Here is a 22786-nt window from a genome sequence, read left to right as displayed (position 1 = left end):
GAAAACTTACCATTTGTCATTAAGTTGTATCAGATAACATAAATAAAATAGATAGAATATTTGAACTTTTATATTCAAATGAATATTGAAATGATATGATATAAATTGATTATCTTTACAAAAAATTTACAATTAATTAAAAATAAAGATTAATTTGAAGAAATAGGGTAAAATAGTTGAAGTTTAATGAACTATTTAAAGAATGGTTAGTAAATTACAACTATAGTCCAATACAAAATTGATTCGAAAATTGTTTAAATAGAATGAATAGATAACTTGCAAATGTGTAAAATTAAAAGAGATTTATTGAAGGTGAACTGATGTATACTTTACTACTTATTGCTGTAACATTGGTAATCAGTTTAATATTAACACCTATGATTATAAAGGTCTCTATTAAATTTGATTTAGTAGATAGGCCAAATTTTAGAAAAGTACATACAAAACCAGTTTCAGTATTGGGTGGTACTGTTATACTACTTTCTTTCTTAATAGGAATCTGGCTTGGACATCCGATTGAAAGAGAAGTTAAGCCCTTAGTTATGGGGGCTATAGTTATGTATTTAGTAGGATTAATTGATGATATTTATGATTTAAAGCCTATTTTAAAGTTAATTGGTCAAATTGTCGCAGCTTCAATTGTAGCATTTTATGGAATTACAATAGATTTTATTTCGTTTCCTATGGGCCCGACAATTCATTTTGGAATATTAAGTATACCGATTACCATTATTTGGATTGTGGCGATAACTAATGCTATCAATTTAATTGATGGTTTAGACGGACTGGCTTCTGGAGTATCTGCAATTGGTCTTATTACAATTGCTTTTATTGCGATTTTACAGGCTAATGTATTTATTATTATGATTTGTAGTGTACTAATAGGATCATTATTAGGATTTCTATGTTTCAACTTTCACCCAGCTAAGATCTTTTTAGGGGATAGTGGTGCACTACTGATAGGATTTATCATTGGTTTTCTATCCTTACTTGGCTTTAAGAACATCACATTTATTTCATTGTTTTTCCCAATTGTGATTTTAGCTGTACCATTTATTGATACGTTATTTGCAATGATTCGAAGAATGCGAAATGGTCAGCATATTATGCAAGCAGATAAGTCGCATTTGCATCATAAACTTTTAGCTTTAGGATATAGCCATAGACAAACAGTATTATTAATTTATTCAATAGCGATTTTATTTAGTTTATCAAGTATCATTTTATACTTATCTCAACCTTTAGGTGTACTCATAATGTTCATTTTAATTGTTATCACAATTGAATTGATTGTTGAATTTACAGGTTTGATTGATGATAGTTACCGTCCGATACTTAATTTAATAACAAAAAAGAATGAACAACATCACGGTGATAATGGTGTAGATCAACATGATAAAAAATAAAGCCTTGTTTGTAATAACTACTTAAATGATTAGGTAGTGTTATACAAACAAGGTTTTTTATTAATTAGTGGGTATATCAAATGGTAATTTCTTTACGTCTGCTTCATGCAATTCGAAATTACCAGCTGTGTTCTTATTTAAAAATGCAATAAAGTCATCATATTCAGTTTGTACGACATCAATTTGATAACTAACCTTATCGGTATAAGTGGTATCTCTTAGTAAGTACGTTGTAGAGGCCAATTCATATTCTAACTTTCCAGTTAAATCATAATTGATAGTCACGGTAGTAGGAATAGCATCACGTAGTTCTACACGTCCTACATCATAAATGATGTCTCTAACAGCACCACTATATGCCCGTATAAGTCCGCCACCACCAAGTTTAATACCCCCAAAGTATCGAGTAACAACGACACAAACATTATGTACATCTAATTTTTTTAATATATCAAGCATAGGGACACCCGCAGTGCCACTTGGTTCACCATCATCATTGGCTTTCTGAATATTCATTTGATCACCAACTGTATAAGCTGAACAGTTATGCGTAGCCTCTTTATGTTGTTGCTTAATTTCGTTTATGAATGCTTTAGCTTCATCCTCTGATGAAACAGGTTTGATGTGTGCGATGAATCTAGATTTGTTAATGACATTTTCAATCGAATGTTCCTGTTTAATCGTAATAATATGATTGCTCAAAGATGTTCACCTCCAATATATAAAAAGAATATTTGACCTTTATTATACACGCTTCATTTTAAATGAATAAATATCTGATTATGAATTTCTTTTTCAATAAAAATAATTTATAATAGCTTTGAGTATAATTGAGGAGGACTACTATGAAAATCGCATTAATGGCAGATTCAACTGGGTATCTACCACAAGACTTTATGGACCAATATGAGATACCTATTGCACCATTAAGTGTTACATTTGATGATGGAGAAACGTTTACTGAGAATGATAACGTACCAATTGAACGTTTTTATAATAAAATGGCCTCATCTAAAACATTCCCAACAACAAGTCAACCGGCTATTGGGGAATGGATTGAGAATTATGAGAAGTTAAGAGATAAAGGCTACACTGATATTATTGTGATTGCTTTATCAAGTGGTATAAGTGGCAGCTATCAATCAGCTACACAAGCTGGAGAAATGGTAGAAGGTGTCAATGTTCATACGTTTGATAGTAAATTGGCAGCGATGATTGAAGGAAGTTATACAATCTATGCTAAAGAACTCATTGACAAAGGATTTACACCAGAAGTAATTATTGAAGAATTACAAGAAATCCGAGAACAAGCTGGCGCTTACTTAATTGTTGATGATCTTAAGAATTTACAAAAAAGTGGACGTATAACTGGTGCTCAAGCATGGGTTGGAACATTATTAAAAATGAAACCTGTACTTCGTTTCGAAAAAGATGGCAAAATTCATCCTTTTGAAAAAATACGTACTAAAAAACGTGCACTTAATACATTAGAAAAGAATATCTTTGAAATTATTAAAGACATTGATGAAGTGACCGTTTTTGTAATCAATGGTGATAAAATTGATGAAGGTAAAGACTTTTATAACCATTTAAAAGAGACATATCCAAACATCAATATCCAGTATTCAGAATTTGGACCAGTTATTGCATCTCACCTTGGTTCAGGCGGATTAGGTTTAGGATATTTCCCAAGAAAAATCGAAATTAATTAATTGTTTATAATTTAAGTCTAAAAGCGTTTAAGAAAGTATTGTTTATCACATAGTGTTTCAATACTTTTTTTAACATCTTTTAGGCTTTTTTATTTTATAAGGAGTGATTCGTAATAAAATTCTACGGAAAGTTAGTTAGTCCAGATGTGACGTTAAGTGATGAGACAGTTACTCAAGTTACACCAGGTATTATCGCTACAGATGATGGTTATCAATGTCTTCAATGTGGCAATATAGACAACGTTATATGTATGAATATGAAACACCTTTTTCAGAAGAACGTATTATTTATTGTAGGTATTGTATACAATTGGGGCGCATGGACAATATTACAGAATTTAGGATTACGCAAAGTGAGAATTCTATTTCTGATGGATATTACGACTTACCCTTTCAATTATCAGAACAACAACAATATGCTTCAGAGGCCATTGTACAAGCAATTAAAACGCTTCAACCATTATTATTATATGCGGTTACTGGTGCGGGTAAGACTGAAATGATGTATGAAGGTATACGGGTAGCACGCCAACTTGGGTTTAATGTAGCCATAGTATCCCCAAGAGTAGATGTTGTAGTAGAAATTAGTTTGCGCATTAAAGAAGCATTCAATTCAGAAGACATAGATGTATTACACCAAAATAGCCAACAACAATATAATGGTCACTTCATTGTTGCAACCGTTCATCAATTGTTTAGATTTAAATCTCACTTTGATGTTATATTTATCGACGAAGTTGATGCCTTTCCTTTATCAATGGATCCTCGGCTTATGGAGGCGATTCGATTATCATCAAAACAAAAGCATAGCCACATATTTATGACGGCAACACCTCCGAAAGAGCTGTTGAACCGTTTGTCTTCTGAGCAAATCATTACCTTACCTGCACGTTTCCATAAACATCCACTACCAGTCCCCAATTTCACATATTTCAAATTAAACGTTAAGCATATACAACTTAAATTGAAAAGAATTTTAATGAATCAAATTAACGAAAAACGATACACACTAGTATTCTTTAACAATATTGAATTGATGGTAGAGACGTACCAACATTATTGTTACCACTTTTCAGATTTAATCTATGTTTCAAGCAAAGATGCACTACGATTTAGCAAAGTTCAAGCACTACGAAACGGTGAACATGCTATCGTTTTTACGACAACAATTCTAGAAAGAGGTTTCACAATGGCACAATTAGATGTCATTGTCATCAACGCACATACTTTTGAAAAGGCTGCACTTATTCAAATTGCGGGGCGGGTTGGTCGTAAACAAGAAGCACCTACAGGAAAAGTGATATTTATGCATGAAGGTGTAAGTATAGCTATGATACAAGCTAAAAGAGAAATTAAAAAAATGAATCGATTAGGTATAGAAAGTGGGTGGGTAATTGGTTAAATGTATACAATGCGGATTGCCAATATATGAATCGCTTAATGTTTTTAACTTTTATCAAGTACCTCAACGTATGTGTTCATCATGTCTAGAAATGTGGGATAGTGTGAAATTAATTAAGAATGACCAACGTTGTCCTAAGTGCTTAAATTATCGGGATAATAAAGAAAATGACTGCTTGGATTGTCAATTTTTAGCTAAAAATTTTAAACTAATGGAACAGCTTTATTGTGACTACGAATATTCCGGTATTATGAAAGAAATGATACAGCAATACAAACTAATGAAAGATTATTATTTAGCTGAGGTTATAGCCTCACAACTCAACTTACCAAAAACATCTTGTGATCTGATTGTACCTATTCCATCTCCAATTGAACGAGACACTCAAAGAACATTTAACCCAGTCGCAACAGTATTAGAAAAAATGGGGGTTCAATATTCGAACCTTTTGGCAACTGAATTGCGTCCCAAACAGTCAAAACTTGGGAAAGTAGAGAGAGCAAGAGCTATGAATCCTTTTTATATTAAAGAAGATGTGGATTTAACCGATAAAGAAATATTGCTCGTTGATGATATTTATACAACAGGATTAACAATTCATCATGCAGGGTGTAAATTATACGATAAAAATGTCAGAAAATTCAAAGTGTTTACGTTTTCAAGATAGGTTAAACGTGGTATTATAATAGTAAGAATTACCAACATAAGAGGTTAAAGGAGAGATAGCTATGATTAGATTTGAAATTCATGGAGATAACCTCACTATTACAGATGCCATCCGCAACTATATTGAGGACAAAATTGGTAAACTTGAACGTTATTTTAACGATGTGCCTAATGCAGTCGCACACGTAAAAGTAAAAACGTATCAAAATTCTACAACTAAAATCGAAGTAACAATTCCATTGAAGAATGTTACATTAAGAGCAGAAGAAAGACATGATGATTTATATGCAGGTATTGATTTAGTTACTAGCAAATTAGAACGTCAAGTACGTAAATATAAAACACGTGTTAATCGTAAACATAAAACGCATGGAGAACCAGAAGCGTTTGTAGCTGAAGTACAAGAAGCACCGCCAGAAAATGTTGATGACATTAATGCTGAACCAACAAATGATAGTGAAATTGAGATTATTCGTTCTAAACAATTTAGCTTAAAACCAATGGATTCTGAAGAAGCAGTATTACAAATGGAATTATTAGGACATGATTTCTATATCTTCACTGATCGTGAAACAGATGGTACAAGTATTGTTTATAAACGTAAAGACGGTAAATATGGATTAATTGAAACGACTGAATAATTGATTAATAGTAAGTTATTAATTTAAATCAATTTTGAAATATATTTATGGTGTTAAGTTCACAATGACAATTTGCAGATATAACTAAGCTGAGAAGGTAATAATAATAATAAAATACACTCAGTTATAGTTATCCTTATAAGGGTGGGACGATGAATTCAAAATGAATTCTGTTCCACTCTTTTTTGTAACTAATATTATAGTAATTCGTGGACGCTAATATCATGCTGTGCTAATGTAATGAGGTAATTGGATATTTAAATAATAAATTAGGCTTAGCGATTCAAATTAGGGGAAAAAGGAAATAAGTTATTTAAGTTGCGCACAATTAAGCGTCGCACTTATATGAGTATTTAAGTATAAATTCTAAAGTATAAATGATATGATAAACTGTTGTAAGCCAAACAGTTTTTAAGCTAAAGGAGCGGACGTAATGGGATTTTTATCAAAAATTGTTGACAGCAATAAAAAAGAAACTAAACGTCTAAGTAAAATAGCCGATGAAGTACTTTCATTAGAGGAAGATATGGCTATCTTAACTGATGAAGAAATTAAAAATAAGACGAAGCAATTTCAACAAGAAGTACAAGAAATTGAAGATGTAAAAAAACAAAATGACTATCTAGATAAAATCTTACCTCAAGCATATGCTTTAGTAAGAGAAGGGTCAAAACGTGTCTTTAATATGACACCTTATAAAGTGCAAGTAATGGGTGGTATCGCCATTCATAAAGGTGATATCGCTGAAATGAGAACCGGTGAAGGTAAAACTTTAACAGCGACGATGCCTACGTATTTAAATGCGCTTGCAGGTCGTGGTGTGCACGTAATCACAGTTAACGAATACTTATCTAGTGTTCAAAGTGAAGAAATGGCAGAGTTATATGAATTCTTAGGCCTAACTGTAGGATTAAATTTAAATAGTAAATCAACGAATGAAAAACGTGAAGCCTATGCTCAAGATATTACTTATAGTACGAATAATGAATTAGGATTTGATTATTTAAGAGATAATATGGTGAACTATGCCGAAGAGCGTGTAATGAGACCATTACATTTTGCAATCATCGATGAGGTAGACTCTATTTTAATTGATGAAGCTAGAACGCCTTTAATTATCTCTGGGGAAGCAGAAAAATCTACGTCATTATATACACAAGCAAATGTGTTCGCCAAAATGTTAAAAGCTGAAGATGATTATAAATATGATGAAAAGACAAAAGCAGTGCATTTAACTGAACAAGGTGCAGACAAAGCTGAACGTATGTTTAAAATTGAAAATTTATATGATGTACAGAATGTGGAAGTTATTAGTCACATTAATACAGCATTAAAAGCACACGTAACATTACAACGTGACGTGGACTACATGGTTGTTGATGGAGAAGTACTCATTGTTGACCAATTTACTGGACGTACAATGCCTGGTCGTCGTTTCTCTGAAGGGCTTCACCAAGCGATAGAAGCTAAAGAGGGAGTTAAAATTCAAAATGAATCGAAAACAATGGCATCCATTACTTTCCAAAACTATTTCCGTATGTATAATAAATTAGCTGGTATGACTGGTACTGCAAAAACAGAGGAAGAAGAATTCCGTAATATTTATAATATGACGGTTACACAAATTCCTACGAATAAACCTGTTCAACGTGATGATAAATCTGATTTAATTTACATTAGTCAAAAAGGTAAATTTGATGCAGTCGTTGAAGACGTAGTCGAAAAACATAAACAAGGTCAACCCGTTCTTTTAGGTACTGTTGCGGTTGAAACAAGTGAATATATCTCTAATTTACTTAAAAAACGTGGTATTAGACACGATGTATTAAACGCTAAAAACCACGAACGTGAAGCGGAAATTGTTGCAAATGCAGGACAAAAAGGTGCTGTGACAATAGCGACAAACATGGCTGGTCGTGGTACTGATATTAAACTAGGTGTAGGTGTAGAAGAAATTGGCGGTTTAGCAGTTATTGGTACTGAACGACATGAATCTAGACGTATAGATGACCAATTACGTGGTCGTTCTGGTCGTCAAGGTGATAGAGGGGATAGTCGTTTCTATTTATCACTTCAAGATGAATTAATGGTTCGTTTCGGTTCTGAAAGACTTCAAAAAATGATGAACCGTTTAGGCATGGATGATTCGACTCCTATTGAATCAAAAATGGTATCCCGCGCTGTTGAATCTGCTCAAAAACGTGTTGAAGGTAACAACTTTGATGCACGTAAACGTATACTTGAATACGATGAAGTGTTACGTAAGCAACGTGAAATTATCTACAATGAAAGAAACAATATTATCGATTCAGAGGATAGTTCACAATTAGTTAATGCAATGTTACGTTCTACATTACAACGTGGTGTGACCTATCATATAAGTGAAGAAGATGACAATCCTGACTACGCTCCGTTTATTAATTACGTTAATGATGTCTTTTTACAAGAAGGCGATCTTAAAGAAGAAGAAATTAACGGTAAAGATTCTGAAGACATCTTCGAAGTAGTTTGGTCTAAAATTGAAAAAGTATATGAAAGCCAAAAAGCCAAAATTGGTGACCAAATGGCTGAATTTGAGCGTATGATATTACTACGCTCTATAGATACTCACTGGACAGATCATATTGATACTATGGATCAATTACGTCAAGGTATCCATTTACGTTCATATGCACAACAAAATCCACTTCGTGATTATCAAAATGAAGGTCATGAGTTATTTGATATGATGATGCAAAATATTGAGGAAGATACATCTAAATTCATCCTTAAATCTGTAATTCAAGTTGATGAAGATATAGAAAGAGAGAAAACAACTGACTTTGGAACAGCTCAACATGTCTCTGCTGAAGATGGCAAAGAAAAAGCTAAAAAGCAACCTATTGTTAAAGGCGACAAAGTTGGTCGTAATGACCCATGTCCATGTGGTAGTGGCAAGAAATATAAAAATTGTCATGGAAAAGAAGAATAGGTTTTATGTTTAATAATAAGTGGGAGTTGTGAAAAAGAATTCACGCTCCTACTTTTTACATATCCTATCAAATATGAATTAGGTAAGAATAGGAGAGATAAATATGGAATTATCTGAAATTAAGCGAAATATAGATGAATATCGTAACAACTTAGCACAAATTAGGGGGTCTCTTTGACTTTGAAAATAAAGAGACAAATATTCAAGAATATGAAGAAATGATGACTGAACCTGACTTTTGGGATGATCAAAATAAAGCACAAGATGTTATTGATAAAAATAATGCATTAAAATCAGTTGTAAATGGTTATCATGAATTAGAAGAAGAAGTTGAGGATATGACGGCAACTTGGGAATTATTACAAGAAGAGTTAGATGATGATGTAAAGAGTGATTTAGAACAAAATGTTCTTGACTTCAAAGAGAAAGTTGATCAGTTTGAATTGCAATTATTATTAGATGGTCCACATGATGCGAATAATGCAATTTTAGAATTACATCCGGGTGCTGGTGGTACTGAATCACAAGACTGGGCTAGTATGTTACTACGTATGTACCAACGTTATGGTGAACAACAAGGGTTTAAAGTTGAAACTGTTGATTATTTACCAGGTGATGAAGCGGGCGTCAAAAGTGTCACATTGTTAATTAAAGGGCATAATGCGTATGGTTATTTAAAAGCCGAAAAAGGTGTTCATAGACTAGTTAGAATTTCTCCATTTGATTCATCTGGGCGCCGTCACACGTCATTTGCCTCATGTGATGTCATTCCGGAATTTAATAATGATGAAATTGAAATAGAAATTAATCCTGACGATATTACAGTAGATACATTTAGAGCATCAGGTGCTGGAGGTCAGCATATAAATAAAACAGAATCTGCAATTCGAATTACACACCATCCAACAGGCATCGTAGTCAATAACCAAAATGAACGTTCACAAATTAAAAACCGTGAAGCAGCGATGAAAATGTTAAAAGCTAAATTATACCAATTAAAATTAGAAGAGCAAGAACGTGAAATGGCTGAAATACGTGGTGAACAAAAAGAAATTGGTTGGGGAAGCCAAATTCGTTCATATGTTTTCCATCCTTATTCTATGGTAAAAGATCATCGAACAAATGAAGAGACTGGTAAAGTTGATGCAGTCATGGATGGGGAGATTGGACCATTTATTGAATCGTATTTAAGATATACAATGAATCAAAGTGACAATTAATGTAATAGAATTGAAAATAGGAGTGAGATAGAGTTCGTTTTGAATTCATTGTCTTACTCTTTATTTTTTGAGAATCTAAATAATAGCTAAGTAAATGTAAAATGTAATGTTATTTATTACTAGAGTATACAATTTCATATGTTATTTAAGCCCTTTTTAACCTTTATATTACAAGCCGATAACATTGAACTTCTACAAAATATGTTGTGCTACAGTATAAAAGAATAATAATATAAAACAACAAAGGAATGACAACATGATTAATAAGACTCTTACAGTAACATTGACTTCTATTGCAGCTTTAGCAGGTTTAAGTGGTTTAGCTAATGCACAAGAATATACAAATTCAACACATACAACTTCACAACAATCAAATACTTACAATAGTCAAGCGGAGCAAGAAACAAATCTAGGATTAACAAATAAAGATATCGTTAAAGTTAAAGCTGGTGATACATTATACCAAATTGCGTTATCACATCACTTATCACTTGAACAATTATATAACTTTAACCCAGGTGTAACTGCATTAATTCATCCAGGTGACTTAATTGCAGTAAGTGAAAAAGGTGCAGCAAAATTAGAAAATAAAGAGATCAATTATGCACAAACTTATGCAGAAACCACAGTATTTAATCAAAGAGATGTGGTACCTCAATCGCTAAGTGCTAGCACAACAAATGTGACTGGTTACAATATTGTACCTACAAGTGCACCTACAACTGCTACGCACGATTCATACCACTCATCAGTGAATACACCAGTATCGTATCAACATGTTACAACTGCCAATCAAGGTAACCGTTATAGTTTCGGAAATTGTACATACTATGCATTTGATCGACGACAACAATTAGGACGCTCAATTGGTAGTTATTGGGGTAATGCTAATAACTGGGCATACTCAGCAAAAAATGCCGGATTAACAGTAGATAATCGCCCAGAAGTAGGTGCTATTTTCCAAACAACTGCTGGTTATTATGGTCATGTAGGTGTCGTGGAACATGTTAATCAAGATGGATCAGTATATGTTTCAGAAATGAACTGGAATGGTCATTATAACCATGTTACAAATAGAACAATTACAAACACTTCGAGCTATAATTTTATTCACTAACAAGTTTATAGACATTATTTTTAATATATTCAGATGTCAGAGTTCAATGGCTATGCAATTTAGCATAGTTATTGAGCTCTTTTTTTGAAAAATGCCGTTTTATAGAAATTTATAGGAAGATTAAACGAATTAGCGCGGCATAGTTAGAGCAAGGGGGGGTATTTTATATAAATGGTTAGGAACCGCTTTCTGTACATTTTAGGAAAACAATCTAATCTTTAATTAAAATACTTATCACAATACATTCCTGTGTAACTAGTATATATTGGTTAATAAAAGAAAAATGAAATAATTGTTATGTATTGAAGTAAGCTCAATGTAAGCGAATTTTTAATAATAGATTTGTGCTTTTTACGTATAATCGTGTTTTCAAAATAGAATATAAAGATGGAACCGTTTATGGGAAAAGTCATTTTAATTACAGGAGCAACAAGTGGTATTGGTTATAAAACAGCAGAATATTTAGCAGTACAGGGAAATATAGTTTATGGCGCTAGTCGGTGGATAGAAAGTCTTGAAAACATAAAACAGGTGAACCCATTAAAATTAGATTTAACAAATGAAGATTCAATCAAAACGGCAATCGATACTATTATCGAAAACGAAGGAAGAATTGATGTACTCGTTAATAATGACGGTTATGGTTCATATGGTGCAATCGAAGATGTCACAATTGAATAAGCGAAACAGTAATTTGATGTAAATATATTTAGTTTAGCACGTATTACACTGCTAGTTTTACCACATATGAGAGCACAAAAATCAGGACATATCATTAATATTTCATCTATGGGTGGACGACTTACAACTTATTTTGGCGCTTGGTATCATGCTACGAAATATGCATTAGAAGCCTTTAGCGATGCTTTACGAATGGAAGTAGAGGAATTCGGGATAGAAGTATCTATTATTGAACCAGGTGGGATTAAAACAGATTGGGGGATCATCGCTGCTGATAAACTAGCTGATTCTGCAAAAGGCGGTGCCTATGAAGCTACTGCGATGAAAGTGACTCAAAGTATGAAAAAGCAATATCATTCTAATATGCTTTCAAATCCAATGGTAGTAACAAAAGCGATTGCAAAAGCAATAGATAGTAATAAACCTAAACCACGTTGTCTAACAGGATTTGCAGCTAAATCCTTTGAATTTTTACATGCTATATTGCCAACCAAGGTATTTGATAAAATGATGAAAGCTTCAAATTCAATTTAACGAATCGTAATATAATCATTCGACAAATTGTATACATAAGACACCTCGATAGTTCATTTAAGCGTGAAACTATGCTGAGGGTCTTATTTTTTATACTTTTTAAACATTTTACAATGTATAAAGAATTGACACTTCTCATAGAAATGTTGATTGATATAATAAATGTAAGTATAATCTTTATTTAACAGAGTATGGAGGTAAGGTAAAATGGGTGTTCATCAATACTTTAAGAGACTTTCTGATTTAGAGAAATTAATTCGCTTACCAGGTAAATTTAAATATTTTGAACATAATGTTGCTGCTCACTCTTTTAAAGTTACCAAGATTGCACAATATTTAGCGACTGTAGAAGAACATCATGGTAATACTATTGATTGGAAAAGTTTATATGAAAAAGCACTGAATCATGATTTTGCCGAAGTATTTACTGGTGACATTAAAACACCAGTGAAGTATGCTAAAACGGAATTGAAAATGTTGTTTTCTCAAGTTGAACAAGATATGGTGGACACGTTTATTAATGAAGAAATACCTGAACCTTATAAAGATATTTATCGAGAACGACTACAAGAGGGGAAAGATGATTCGTTAGAGGGTCAAATTTTATCTGTAGCCGACAAAATTGATTTATTGTATGAAACGTTCGGCGAAATACAGAAACGTAATCCCGAGGACTTATTCTTTGAAATTTATGAACACAGCTTGGAAACAATCATGCAATTTGATCACTTAAGTTCTGTTCAAGATTTCATAGAAAATGTCATACCAGAAATGCTAACTGAAAACTTCATTCCTCGAGCAGAATTGCGAGAAACTACAATGGCGATTTTAAATCGAATAAATGGGTGAGATAAATGATTTGGTACGCTTTAGCTGCATTTTTTCCATGTGTATTAGTCGTGTTGTTTAGTGTCATAACTCGAAGTAAATGGGTGGGTGTTATTGTGACATTGATTTTGATAGCTGCTTCAATTTACAAAGGATTCTTTCATAATGAATGGATAATCTTTATCGATGTAGTATCCCTATTAGCTGGATATGTCATTATAGATAACCTTGAATTTCATAAGCATCAAGACTAAATACTATCAAACAGAACTTTTGAATGTTACTGTAAGTTGATTTATAGTGTAAATGCACAATTTGTCCAGATGGAAGTAAAATTTAAAGCATATTTAAGAGCGGGCGCCATTAAATTGTATATGAATAAATCACACGCATTAGTGGAATATTAAATAATAATAAATGATTTTGAAAATACAAACGTAAGCGAACAAACGTTTGTATTTTTATTTATATATTTGATAAAATAGCCTTATGTGAGAATACTATACAAATAATAGGAAATTATTAAGTGAATGAATTTATGATTTTCACTTAAAGAGGTCATTTAAATTATTTCAGTAGAATTTTTATTAAGAATAAAGATACAATTTAAAACAAATCATTGTTAAATTTTCATACATCATTTATTTACACCAAAGTTTCAAATAAATAGTTAAGAATGCTTAATTCAAGGAGGCGCTTATCAGAATGGTGGAACATTACCCGTTTAAATTGAATTCTGAGTTTGATCCACAAGGGGACCAACCACAAGCAATAGAGAAAATAGTCAAAGGTGTTAAAGAAGGAAAGCGTCATCAAACGCTTTTAGGTGCCACTGGTACAGGTAAGACATTTACAATGAGTAATGTTATTAAAGAAGTGGGGAAACCAACGCTCATCATTGCACACAATAAAACATTAGCGGGACAACTGTATAGTGAGTTTAAGGAATTCTTTCCTGAAAATAGAGTAGAATACTTTGTTAGTTACTATGATTACTATCAACCAGAAGCCTATGTACCTTCAACAGACACGTTTATTGAGAAAGATGCCTCAATTAATGACGAAATTGACCAACTACGACATTCTGCCACAAGTGCATTATTTGAACGTGATGATGTCATTATCATTGCCAGTGTCAGCTGTATCTATGGTTTAGGTAATCCGGAAGAATATAAAGATTTAGTAGTAAGTGTTCGAGTTGGTATGGAAATGGATCGAAGTGAACTGCTTCGTAAACTCGTAGACGTACAATATTCTAGAAATGATATTGATTTCCAACGTGGTACATTTAGAGTACGTGGCGACGTGGTTGAAATTTTCCCAGCCTCACGTGAAGAAATGTGTATTCGTGTTGAATTTTTTGGCGATGAAATTGATCGTATTCGAGAAGTTAATTATTTAACGGGAGAAGTCATTCGCGAACGTGAACATTTCGCGATTTTCCCGGCGTCTCACTTCGTAACACGAGAAGAAAAAATGAAGATTGCCATAGAGCGTATTGAGAAGGAATTAGAAGAGCGATTAAAAGAATTAAAAAATGAGAATAAGCTATTAGAAGCACAACGTCTAGAGCAACGAACGAATTATGATTTAGAAATGATGAGAGAAATGGGATTCTGTTCGGGTATCGAGAACTATTCTGTACATCTAACGTTAAGACCTTTAGGTTCAACACCTTATACGTTACTAGATTATTTCGGTGATGACTGGTTAGTAATGATCGATGAGTCTCACGTTACATTGCCACAAATAAGAGGGATGTTTAACGGTGACCGTGCGCGTAAGCAAGTGTTAGTAGATCATGGTTTCCGATTACCTAGTGCGATGGATAACCGACCATTAAAATTTGAGGAGTTTGAACAAAAAACGAATCAGTTGGTATATGTATCAGCTACACCAGGACCTTATGAGATTGAACATACCGATGAAATGATTGAACAAATTATTCGTCCTACTGGTCTTTTAGATCCTAAAATTGACGTTCGACCAACTAAAAATCAAATTGATGATTTACTTAGTGAAATTCAAGAACGTATTGATAGAGATGAACGTGTCTTAGTCACAACGTTAACTAAAAAAATGAGTGAGGATTTAACGACATACATGAAAGAAGCGGGTATAAAAGTAAATTACCTACACTCAGAGATTAAAACGTTAGAACGTATTGAAATTATTCGTGACTTAAGAATGGGAACGTATGATGTTGTTGTCGGTATCAATCTATTAAGAGAGGGAATTGATATACCGGAAGTTTCATTAGTTGTTATTTTAGATGCAGATAAAGAAGGTTTCTTGCGCTCAAACCGCTCATTAATCCAAACGATAGGTCGTGCTGCACGAAATGAGAAAGGTGAAGTGATTATGTATGCCGATAAAATTACCGATTCAATGCAGTATGCGCTTGATGAAACGCAAAGACGTCGTGATATACAAATGGCACATAATGAAAAATATGGAATCACACCTAAAACAATTAATAAGAAAATTCATGATGTTATTAGTGCCACGGTTGATAATGATGAAACAAATGAAAAACAACAAAACGAATTACCTAAGAAAATGACTAAAAAAGAAAGACAAAAAACAATTGAAAATATAGAAAAAGAAATGAAAAAAGCAGCTAAAGATTTAGACTTTGAAAAAGCAACAGAACTAAGAGATATGTTATTTGAATTAAAAGCAGAAGGGTGACAGTTAAATGAAGGGACCAAGTATTGTAGTAAAGGGTGCACGTGTACATAACTTAAAAGACGTAGACATTGAACTTCCAAAAAATAAATTAATTGTTATGACAGGGCTATCTGGGTCAGGTAAATCATCTTTAGCATTCGATACAATTTATGCTGAAGGTCAAAGACGTTATGTAGAATCATTAAGTGCATACGCGCGTCAATTTTTGGGGCAGATGGATAAACCAGATGTTGATACGATAGAGGGATTATCACCAGCTATTTCAATTGACCAAAAGACGACAAGTAAAAATCCTCGATCAACAGTAGCAACGGTAACGGAGATTTATGATTATATTCGTTTGTTATACGCACGAATAGGCAAGCCATATTGTCCTAATCATAATATTGAAATTGAATCTCAAACTGTGCAACAAATGGTTGATCGCATTTTAGAGCTTGAAGAACGCACTAAAATTCAAATTTTAGCGCCAGTTGTTTCTCATAGAAAAGGTAGTCATGAGAAACTTATCGCAGATATTGGTAAAAAAGGCTATGTACGTCTTAGAGTTGACGGCGATATTGTCGATGTCAATGAGGTTCCAGAATTAGATAAAAATAAAAACCATACCATCGAGGTAGTCATAGACCGTTTGGTAGTTAAAGATGGTATTGAAACACGTTTAGCAGATTCAATTGAGACAGGTTTAGAATTAGCTGATGGCAATATTACTGTCGATGTAATTGATGGAGAGGACCTTAAATTTTCTGAGAATCATGCTTGCCCAATTTGCGGGTTCTCTATTGGTGAATTAGAACCTAGAATGTTTAGTTTCAATAGTCCGTTTGGTGCTTGTCCAACTTGTGATGGTTTAGGTCAAAGATTAACGGTCGATCTTGATTTGGTAGTTCCAGACCCTAATAAGACTCTAAATGAAGGTGCGATTGAACCATGGGAACCTACGAGCTCAGATTTTTACCCAACTTTATTAAAACGCGTATGTGAAGTATATAAAATAAATATGGATAAGCCATATAAAAAGTTGACTGATAGACAGAAAAACATATTAATGAATGGTTCAGGTGATAAAGAAATTGATTTTTCTTTTCACAGTCGTAACGGTGGGACACGTCATAGAAGAATGAAATTCGAGGGTGTTGTTCCCAACATTGACCGTCGTTATCATGAATCACCATCAGAATATACACGTGAAGTAATGAGTAAATACATGACTGAACTGCCTTGCGAAACTTGTCACGGTAAACGTTTGAGTAAAGAAGCGTTATCTGTTTACGTTGGTGGATATAATATTGGAGAAGTAGTTGAATATTCTATCAAGAATGCATTAAATTACTATGAAAATATCGAGCTTTCAGAACAAGATAGAGCTATTGCAAATCAAATTTTAAAAGAAATCATTTCAAGATTGTCATTTCTAAATAATGTTGGATTAGAATATTTAACACTTAATCGTGCGTCAGGTACTCTTTCTGGTGGTGAAGCACAACGTATTCGATTAGCGACACAAATCGGTTCACGCTTAACAGGGGTACTTTATGTGCTTGACGAACCCTCTATTGGTTTACACCAACGTGATAATGATCGTTTGATAAGTACTTTAAAAGAAATGCGAGATTTGGGCAATACACTTATTGTTGTTGAACATGATGATGACACTATGCGAGCAGCTGATTATCTCGTAGATGTCGGTCCTGGTGCAGGTAATTATGGTGGTGAAATCGTCTCTAGTGGTACGCCAAGTAAAGTCATGAAAGATAAGAAATCTTTAACAGGACAATATTTAAGCGGTAAGAAACATATCGACGTTCCTGAACATCGTCGAGAAGTAATTGATCGCAAAATTAGTATCAAAGGTGCACGAAGTAATAACTTAAAAGGTGTAGATGTAGATATTCCATTGTCTGTAATGACAGTTGTAACAGGTGTGTCTGGTTCAGGTAAAAGTTCACTAGTTAATGAAGTATTATATAAATCATTAGCTCAAAAAATAAATAAATCTAAAGTTAAACCGGGTGCCTTTGATAGCATTGAAGGTATTGATCAATTAGATAAAATTATTGATATTGACCAATCTCCTATCGGTAGAACGCCACGTTCTAATCCAGCCACTTATACTGGCGTATTTGATGATATACGTGATGTATTTGCTCAAACTAATGAAGCGAAAATTCGTGGTTATCAAAAAGGACGCTTTAGCTTTAATGTTAAAGGTGGACGTTGTGAAGCTTGTAAAGGTGATGGCATTATTAAAATTGAAATGCACTTTTTACCTGATGTGTATGTTCCATGCGAAGTTTGTGATGGGAAGCGCTATAACCGTGAAACATTAGAAGTGACTTATAAAGGTAAGAATATTGCTGAAGTGCTTGAAATGACAGTCGAAGAAGCAACGTATTTCTTTGAAAACATTCCTAAAATACATCGTAAATTACAAACACTTGTAGATGTTGGTTTAGGTTACATCACGCTTGGACAACAAGCTACAACTCTATCAGGAGGAGAAGCACAACGTGTTAAATTAGCATCTGAATTGCATAAACGTTCAACTGGTCGTTCCATCTATATTCTTGATGAACCTACAACTGGTTTGCATGTCGATGATATTAGTCGTTTGCTAAAAGTGCTTAATCGTCTAGTTGAGAACGGGGATACTGTTGTGATTATTGAACATAATCTAGATGTCATTAAAACAGCAGATCATATTATTGATCTAGGACCTGAAGGTGGCGATGGTGGTGGTACACTAGTTGCTACTGGTACACCGGAAGAGATTGCAAATGTAGAATCATCATACACAGGTAAATATTTAAAAACGGTACTTGAACGAGATAAAGTTGAATAAATTGAAATATAGATTTTGAAAATTAATAGTAATTTAAGGGATCATAGGCATCTCGCATTAAATGACTTAACTGAGAATACGCTCACATCGAGCTTTTCTCAGTTTTTTTAATAACATAACATTAAACCCAACAAAGGGAATTGTAATAAGAAATTCAATAAGTGAGGTTAAGTGATTTAATACAAACTGTATGTTGTTCCCTTAATCATTTAAAAGCAATCTAAGGTGTATACGAAACAAATATAATAGGATTTCTTCTTTTTTATATTAATCTTGTCTTTATTTTTGATATGATAATAGGTGAATGAATTCAAGTGAAAATTTTGAGGTGAACTCATGTTAACGACAGAGAAATTAGTCAAATTACTTAAATTAGAATTGTTTACGGGTGAAAAAGGATTACATAAACCTATTAAAAATACGGATATTTCTAGACCAGGTCTAGAAATGGCTGGATATTTTTCACACTATGCTGCAGACCGCATTCAATTACTAGGTACTACAGAATTATCGTTTTATAATTTATTACCAGACGAGGAACGTCATGGACGTATGAGAAAATTATGTTGTCCTGAAACACCTGCAATTATTGTGACAAGAGGATTAGAACCTCCGCAAGAGCTGATTGATGCCGCTCAAGAAATGGATACACCACTAATCGTATCAAAGGATGCAACTACAAGTTTAATGAGTCGATTAACGACATTCCTTGAACATGAATTAGCTAAGACATCATCATTACATGGTGTATTAGTCGATGTTTATGGTGTGGGTGTGTTAATCACTGGAGATTCTGGTATAGGTAAAAGTGAGACTGCACTTGAATTAGTGAAAAGAGGTCATCGACTCGTAGCTGATGATAATGTAGAAATTCGTGAAATAACTAAAGATGAATTAATAGGGACACCACCTAAATTAATTGAGCACTTATTAGAAATTAGGGGTCTCGGTATCATCAATGTCATGACATTATTTGGAGCGGGGTCAATCCTCACACAAAAACAAATTCGTCTTAACATTAACCTTGAAAATTGGGATAAAGATAAACTGTATGACCGAGTTGGATTGAATGAAGAAACATTACAAATTCTTGATACAGAAATCACTAAAAAAACAATTCCTGTAAGACCAGGACGAAATGTTGCAGTCATTATAGAAGTCGCAGCAATGAATTATCGTTTAAATATAATGGGGATTAATACAGCTGAAGAATTTAATCAACGTTTAAATGAAGAAATCTTAAAAAAAGGTCATCAAAGCAAGGAGAACTAAAACATGCTTTTTAATCTGAATTATATTGATCCTACTGCATTTAGCATAGGTCCACTTTCAATAAAATGGTACGGTATCATTATTGCGGTAGGAATCCTTATTGGTTATTTCATAGCTCAAGAAAGCTTGAAATATGTTGGTTTACATAAAGATACGCTTGTTGACGTCATCTTTTACAGTGCCATCTTTGGGTTCATCGCTGCACGTATTTACTTCGTGATTTTTCAATGGCCATATTACGCCCAAAACCCTATTGAAATTCCAATGATATGGCATGGTGGTATTGCAATACATGGTGGTCTTTTAGGTGGATTTATCACTGGTATTATTGTTTGTAAAATTAAAAATTTAAATCCATTTCAAATTGGTGACATTGTAGCACCAAGTATTATTTTAGCTCAAGGTATTGGACGTTGGGGTAACTTTATGAATCATGAAGCCCATGGCGGTCCAGTCTCAAGAACCTTTTTAGAAAATTTACATATTCCTGAGTTTATTATTCGTAATATGTATATTGAAGGGGTATACTACCATCCAACATTCTTATATGAATCTATATGGGATATTTTGGGATTCATCATTTTAATTACAATTAGAAAGCATCTTCGTGTAGGTGAAACATTCACACTCTATTTAATATGGTATTCAATTGGACGTTTCTTTGTAGAGGGATTAAGAACGGATAGTTTAATGCTGACAAGTCATATTAGAGTAGCGCAATTGGTATCAGTTATTTTAATTATAATTGGTTTGGTGATTTTAATTTATCGTCGCATTAAATATCAACCATCATTGTACAAAGAAGCAGGTCCATTAACTTGGAATAGCTCTAAGACGAAAGTGAAATCATGAGACGGTTAACTAAAGAAGGCCATCATAAGATTAATCCGCTATGGCGAATTTATAGTTTAGTACGTTTTTCAAAAGTATTCACCAATACATTGCTAATTGAATTATGTCGTTTTATACCAAATTTAAAATGGAAACGCTGGATATACATTCATCTATTGAATATGACCATTGGACAACATACTGCTATTGCCTATAAAGTAATGCCTGATCTCTTTTATCCGCAACTCATTACAATTGGCAATAATTCTGTAATTGGTTATAATACAACAATATTAACGCACGAAGTATTAGTGGATGAATATCGCTATGGTCCAGTGTACATTGGTGATCATACATTAATCGGTGCAAATTCGACCATTCTACCAGGTGTACATATTGGTAATCATGTAGTCGTTAAAGCTGGAACAGTTGTATCAAAAGATATACCAGATTATGCCATTGCATATGGCAATCCTATGCAAATACATCATAAATAAAGAGAGGTGACAAAGAATGGCGCAAAACAATGACAATATTATCTCGATGAAATTTGATGAACCATTTTATCGTAAAATGGCTGATCAAAAATATAAAATGCAAGATTTTAATAAGGCAGTAGAATACTATAAAAAAGTGCTTGATTTGTCACCACAAGATTTTGATATTAAATTAAAGTATGCTTATTGCTTAAACAAACTTAATTTAGGTAGACGAGCTGAGCATTTGTTTTATGACAGCATTATTGAAGGTAATCATGTTGCCGACAGTTACTACCAACTTAGTCAATTAAACATTGACCTTAATGAGCCAAACAAGGCCTTCTTGTTTGGTATTAATTATGTGATTTTAACTGATGATACTGACTTTAGAGAAGAATTAGAAAAAACATTCGAAGTGTCTTATATGAGTGAAGATAAAATTCAGCTCGAAGCACAACTTTTCTCGACGCAATTACTATTCCAATATTTATTTTCTCAAGGAAGATTACAAGATGCACGTAAATATATTTTGAATCAAGATGAGAAAATTCAAGAACATAGAGTCATTCGCAACTTATTAGCAATGTGCTATTTGTATTTAAGTGAATATGATATTGCTAAAGACATGTTTGAAGCGTTATTAGCAGAAGATAATTCAGATGTACATGCACTATGTCACTATACATTGCTACTTTACAATACGAATGAAAAAGATAAGTATCACAAGTATCTTAAAATATTAAGTAAAGTAGTACCAATGAATGATGATGAAAGTTTTAAATTGGGCATAGTACTAAGCTATTTAAAACAGTACGATGCATCTCAACAAATATTATTACCACTATACAAAAAAGGTAAATTTGCCTCAATTCAAATGTTTAATGCATTGAGCTTTAATTATTATTACCTCGGAAATAAAGAACAGAGTAAAGTGTTTTGGGAGAAGTTACTGCAAATTTCTAAAGTTGATGTGGGCTACGCACCTTGGGTACTTGAAGAGAGTAAACAAACATTTGATCAAAAAATATTACCACTGTTATTAGATGATGATAGCCATTATAGACTTTATGGTGTGTTTTTATTAAATCAATTAAATGGTAAAGAAATATTATTGACACAAGAGATTTGGTCTATTTTAGAAACAATGAATGACTATGAAAAACTTTACCTTACTTATTTAGTACAGGGACTGCATTTAAATAAATTAGATTTCATTCACAAAGGTTTAGTGAGTTTATATGAAATGGACGACATACAGAAAGATACGGAATTATTTATAAGTTGGATTGATAAAAGTGAAGGGTTAATTGCGAACGATGTTGATTTTAGTGAAGTTGACAGATATGTAGCTGCACATGCTTATCTATATCATCGTTATTATCATAGCCATATGACTAAAAAGAAAATTATGGAATTGTTTAATGTATCGCGTTATAAGTTAGATAACGCAATTGATCAATTGTTGAGCATATAAATTTAAAGATTTCAAATAT

At 33.0% G+C, this 22786-nt stretch carries 17 protein-coding genes and 1 pseudogene; 17 read left to right on the top strand and 1 reads right to left on the bottom strand.

The genetic code is table 11. The annotated features are described in order from the left end of the window. The first annotated feature begins 320 nt into the window (after window positions 1-320). Window positions 321-1406 (top strand): glycosyltransferase family 4 protein, encoded by a 1086-nt coding sequence (locus BDW31_RS08185; protein ID WP_037548644.1) that lies wholly within the window; start codon window positions 321-323, stop codon window positions 1404-1406. Window positions 1407-1466: 60 nt separating this feature from the next. Here BDW31_RS08185 and BDW31_RS08180 read toward each other — a convergent pair whose 3' ends face one another. Then, a complete protein-coding gene (locus BDW31_RS08180; protein ID WP_037548661.1) occupies window positions 1467-2108 on the bottom strand; it encodes a YigZ family protein in 642 nt (213 codons plus the stop codon). Between the two features lie 143 nt (window positions 2109-2251). On the opposite strand from BDW31_RS08180, the gene fakB1 reads away from it, so the two are divergent. The 16 genes and pseudogenes from fakB1 (at window position 2252) to BDW31_RS08100 (ending at window position 22767) form a co-directional block, all read left to right on the top strand. Beyond that, on the top strand, window positions 2252-3118 hold the full coding sequence (fakB1, locus tag BDW31_RS08175; protein WP_110709509.1) for a fatty acid kinase binding subunit FakB1: 867 nt from the start codon (window positions 2252-2254) through the stop codon (window positions 3116-3118). Window positions 3119-3332: 214 nt separating this feature from the next. Then, a complete protein-coding gene (locus BDW31_RS08170; RefSeq protein ID WP_306432109.1) occupies window positions 3333-4520 on the top strand; it encodes a DEAD/DEAH box helicase family protein in 1188 nt (395 codons plus the stop codon). Next, on the top strand, window positions 4513-5187 hold the full coding sequence (locus BDW31_RS08165) for a ComF family protein (RefSeq protein ID WP_037548715.1): 675 nt from the start codon (window positions 4513-4515) through the stop codon (window positions 5185-5187). The genes BDW31_RS08170 and BDW31_RS08165 overlap by 8 nt, the downstream gene beginning before the upstream one ends. A 61-nt stretch (window positions 5188-5248) precedes the next feature. Continuing rightward, window positions 5249-5827, top strand: a complete 579-nt coding sequence (gene hpf / locus BDW31_RS08160) for a ribosome hibernation-promoting factor, HPF/YfiA family (protein WP_037548740.1) — start codon at window positions 5249-5251, stop codon at window positions 5825-5827. A 433-nt stretch (window positions 5828-6260) separates the two neighbouring features. After that, on the top strand, window positions 6261-8798 hold the full coding sequence (secA, locus tag BDW31_RS08155) for a preprotein translocase subunit SecA (protein WP_110709507.1): 2538 nt from the start codon (window positions 6261-6263) through the stop codon (window positions 8796-8798). A gap of 103 nt (window positions 8799-8901) precedes the next feature. Then, window positions 8902-10018, top strand: a protein-coding gene (gene prfB, locus BDW31_RS08150; RefSeq protein WP_110709505.1) for a peptide chain release factor 2 whose coding sequence is annotated in 2 segments (ribosomal slippage) — window positions 8902-8973 and window positions 8975-10018 — 1116 coding nt in all. Because the reading frame shifts where the segments join, the coding sequence is not laid out codon by codon here. A 259-nt stretch (window positions 10019-10277) separates the two neighbouring features. Next, window positions 10278-11135, top strand: coding sequence for a COG3942 and LysM peptidoglycan-binding domain-containing protein (locus BDW31_RS08145; protein ID WP_176743853.1), 858 nt, complete (start codon window positions 10278-10280; stop codon window positions 11133-11135). 387 nt (window positions 11136-11522) lie between these two features. Then, window positions 11523-12350 (top strand): annotated as a pseudogene (locus tag BDW31_RS08140) (oxidoreductase). A gap of 207 nt (window positions 12351-12557) precedes the next feature. After that, window positions 12558-13199: a YfbR-like 5'-deoxynucleotidase gene (locus tag BDW31_RS08135; protein ID WP_037548811.1), complete on the top strand. Its 642-nt coding sequence runs from the start codon at window positions 12558-12560 to the stop codon at window positions 13197-13199. Between the two features lie 5 nt (window positions 13200-13204). Further along, the gene (locus BDW31_RS08130; RefSeq protein ID WP_011276396.1) at window positions 13205-13432 is read left to right on the top strand and encodes a CsbA family protein; all 228 of its coding nucleotides are present in this window, start codon (window positions 13205-13207) and stop codon (window positions 13430-13432) included. A gap of 451 nt (window positions 13433-13883) precedes the next feature. After that, on the top strand, window positions 13884-15869 hold the full coding sequence (gene uvrB / locus BDW31_RS08125; protein ID WP_110709503.1) for an excinuclease ABC subunit UvrB: 1986 nt from the start codon (window positions 13884-13886) through the stop codon (window positions 15867-15869). Between the two features lie 7 nt (window positions 15870-15876). Further along, on the top strand, window positions 15877-18711 hold the full coding sequence (gene uvrA, locus BDW31_RS08120) for an excinuclease ABC subunit UvrA (protein WP_053024247.1): 2835 nt from the start codon (window positions 15877-15879) through the stop codon (window positions 18709-18711). 336 nt (window positions 18712-19047) lie between these two features. Continuing rightward, a complete protein-coding gene (gene hprK / locus BDW31_RS08115) occupies window positions 19048-19983 on the top strand; it encodes an HPr(Ser) kinase/phosphatase (protein WP_110709501.1) in 936 nt (311 codons plus the stop codon). 3 nt (window positions 19984-19986) lie between these two features. Next, window positions 19987-20835, top strand: coding sequence for a prolipoprotein diacylglyceryl transferase (lgt, locus tag BDW31_RS08110; protein ID WP_053024248.1), 849 nt, complete (start codon window positions 19987-19989; stop codon window positions 20833-20835). Then, window positions 20832-21311, top strand: a complete 480-nt coding sequence (locus BDW31_RS08105; RefSeq protein ID WP_011276391.1) for an acyltransferase — start codon at window positions 20832-20834, stop codon at window positions 21309-21311. Before lgt ends, BDW31_RS08105 begins: the two co-directional genes overlap by 4 nt. Before the next feature lie 16 nt (window positions 21312-21327). Continuing rightward, window positions 21328-22767: a tetratricopeptide repeat protein gene (locus BDW31_RS08100; RefSeq protein ID WP_053024250.1), complete on the top strand. Its 1440-nt coding sequence runs from the start codon at window positions 21328-21330 to the stop codon at window positions 22765-22767. The last annotated feature ends 19 nt before the right edge of the window (window positions 22768-22786 follow it).

The sequence above is a fragment of the Staphylococcus sp. AtHG25 genome (genome assembly GCF_003217445.1).
GTDB lineage: Bacteria > Bacillota > Bacilli > Staphylococcales > Staphylococcaceae > Staphylococcus > Staphylococcus haemolyticus.
This window is presented reverse-complemented; position numbering and strand designations above follow the sequence as displayed.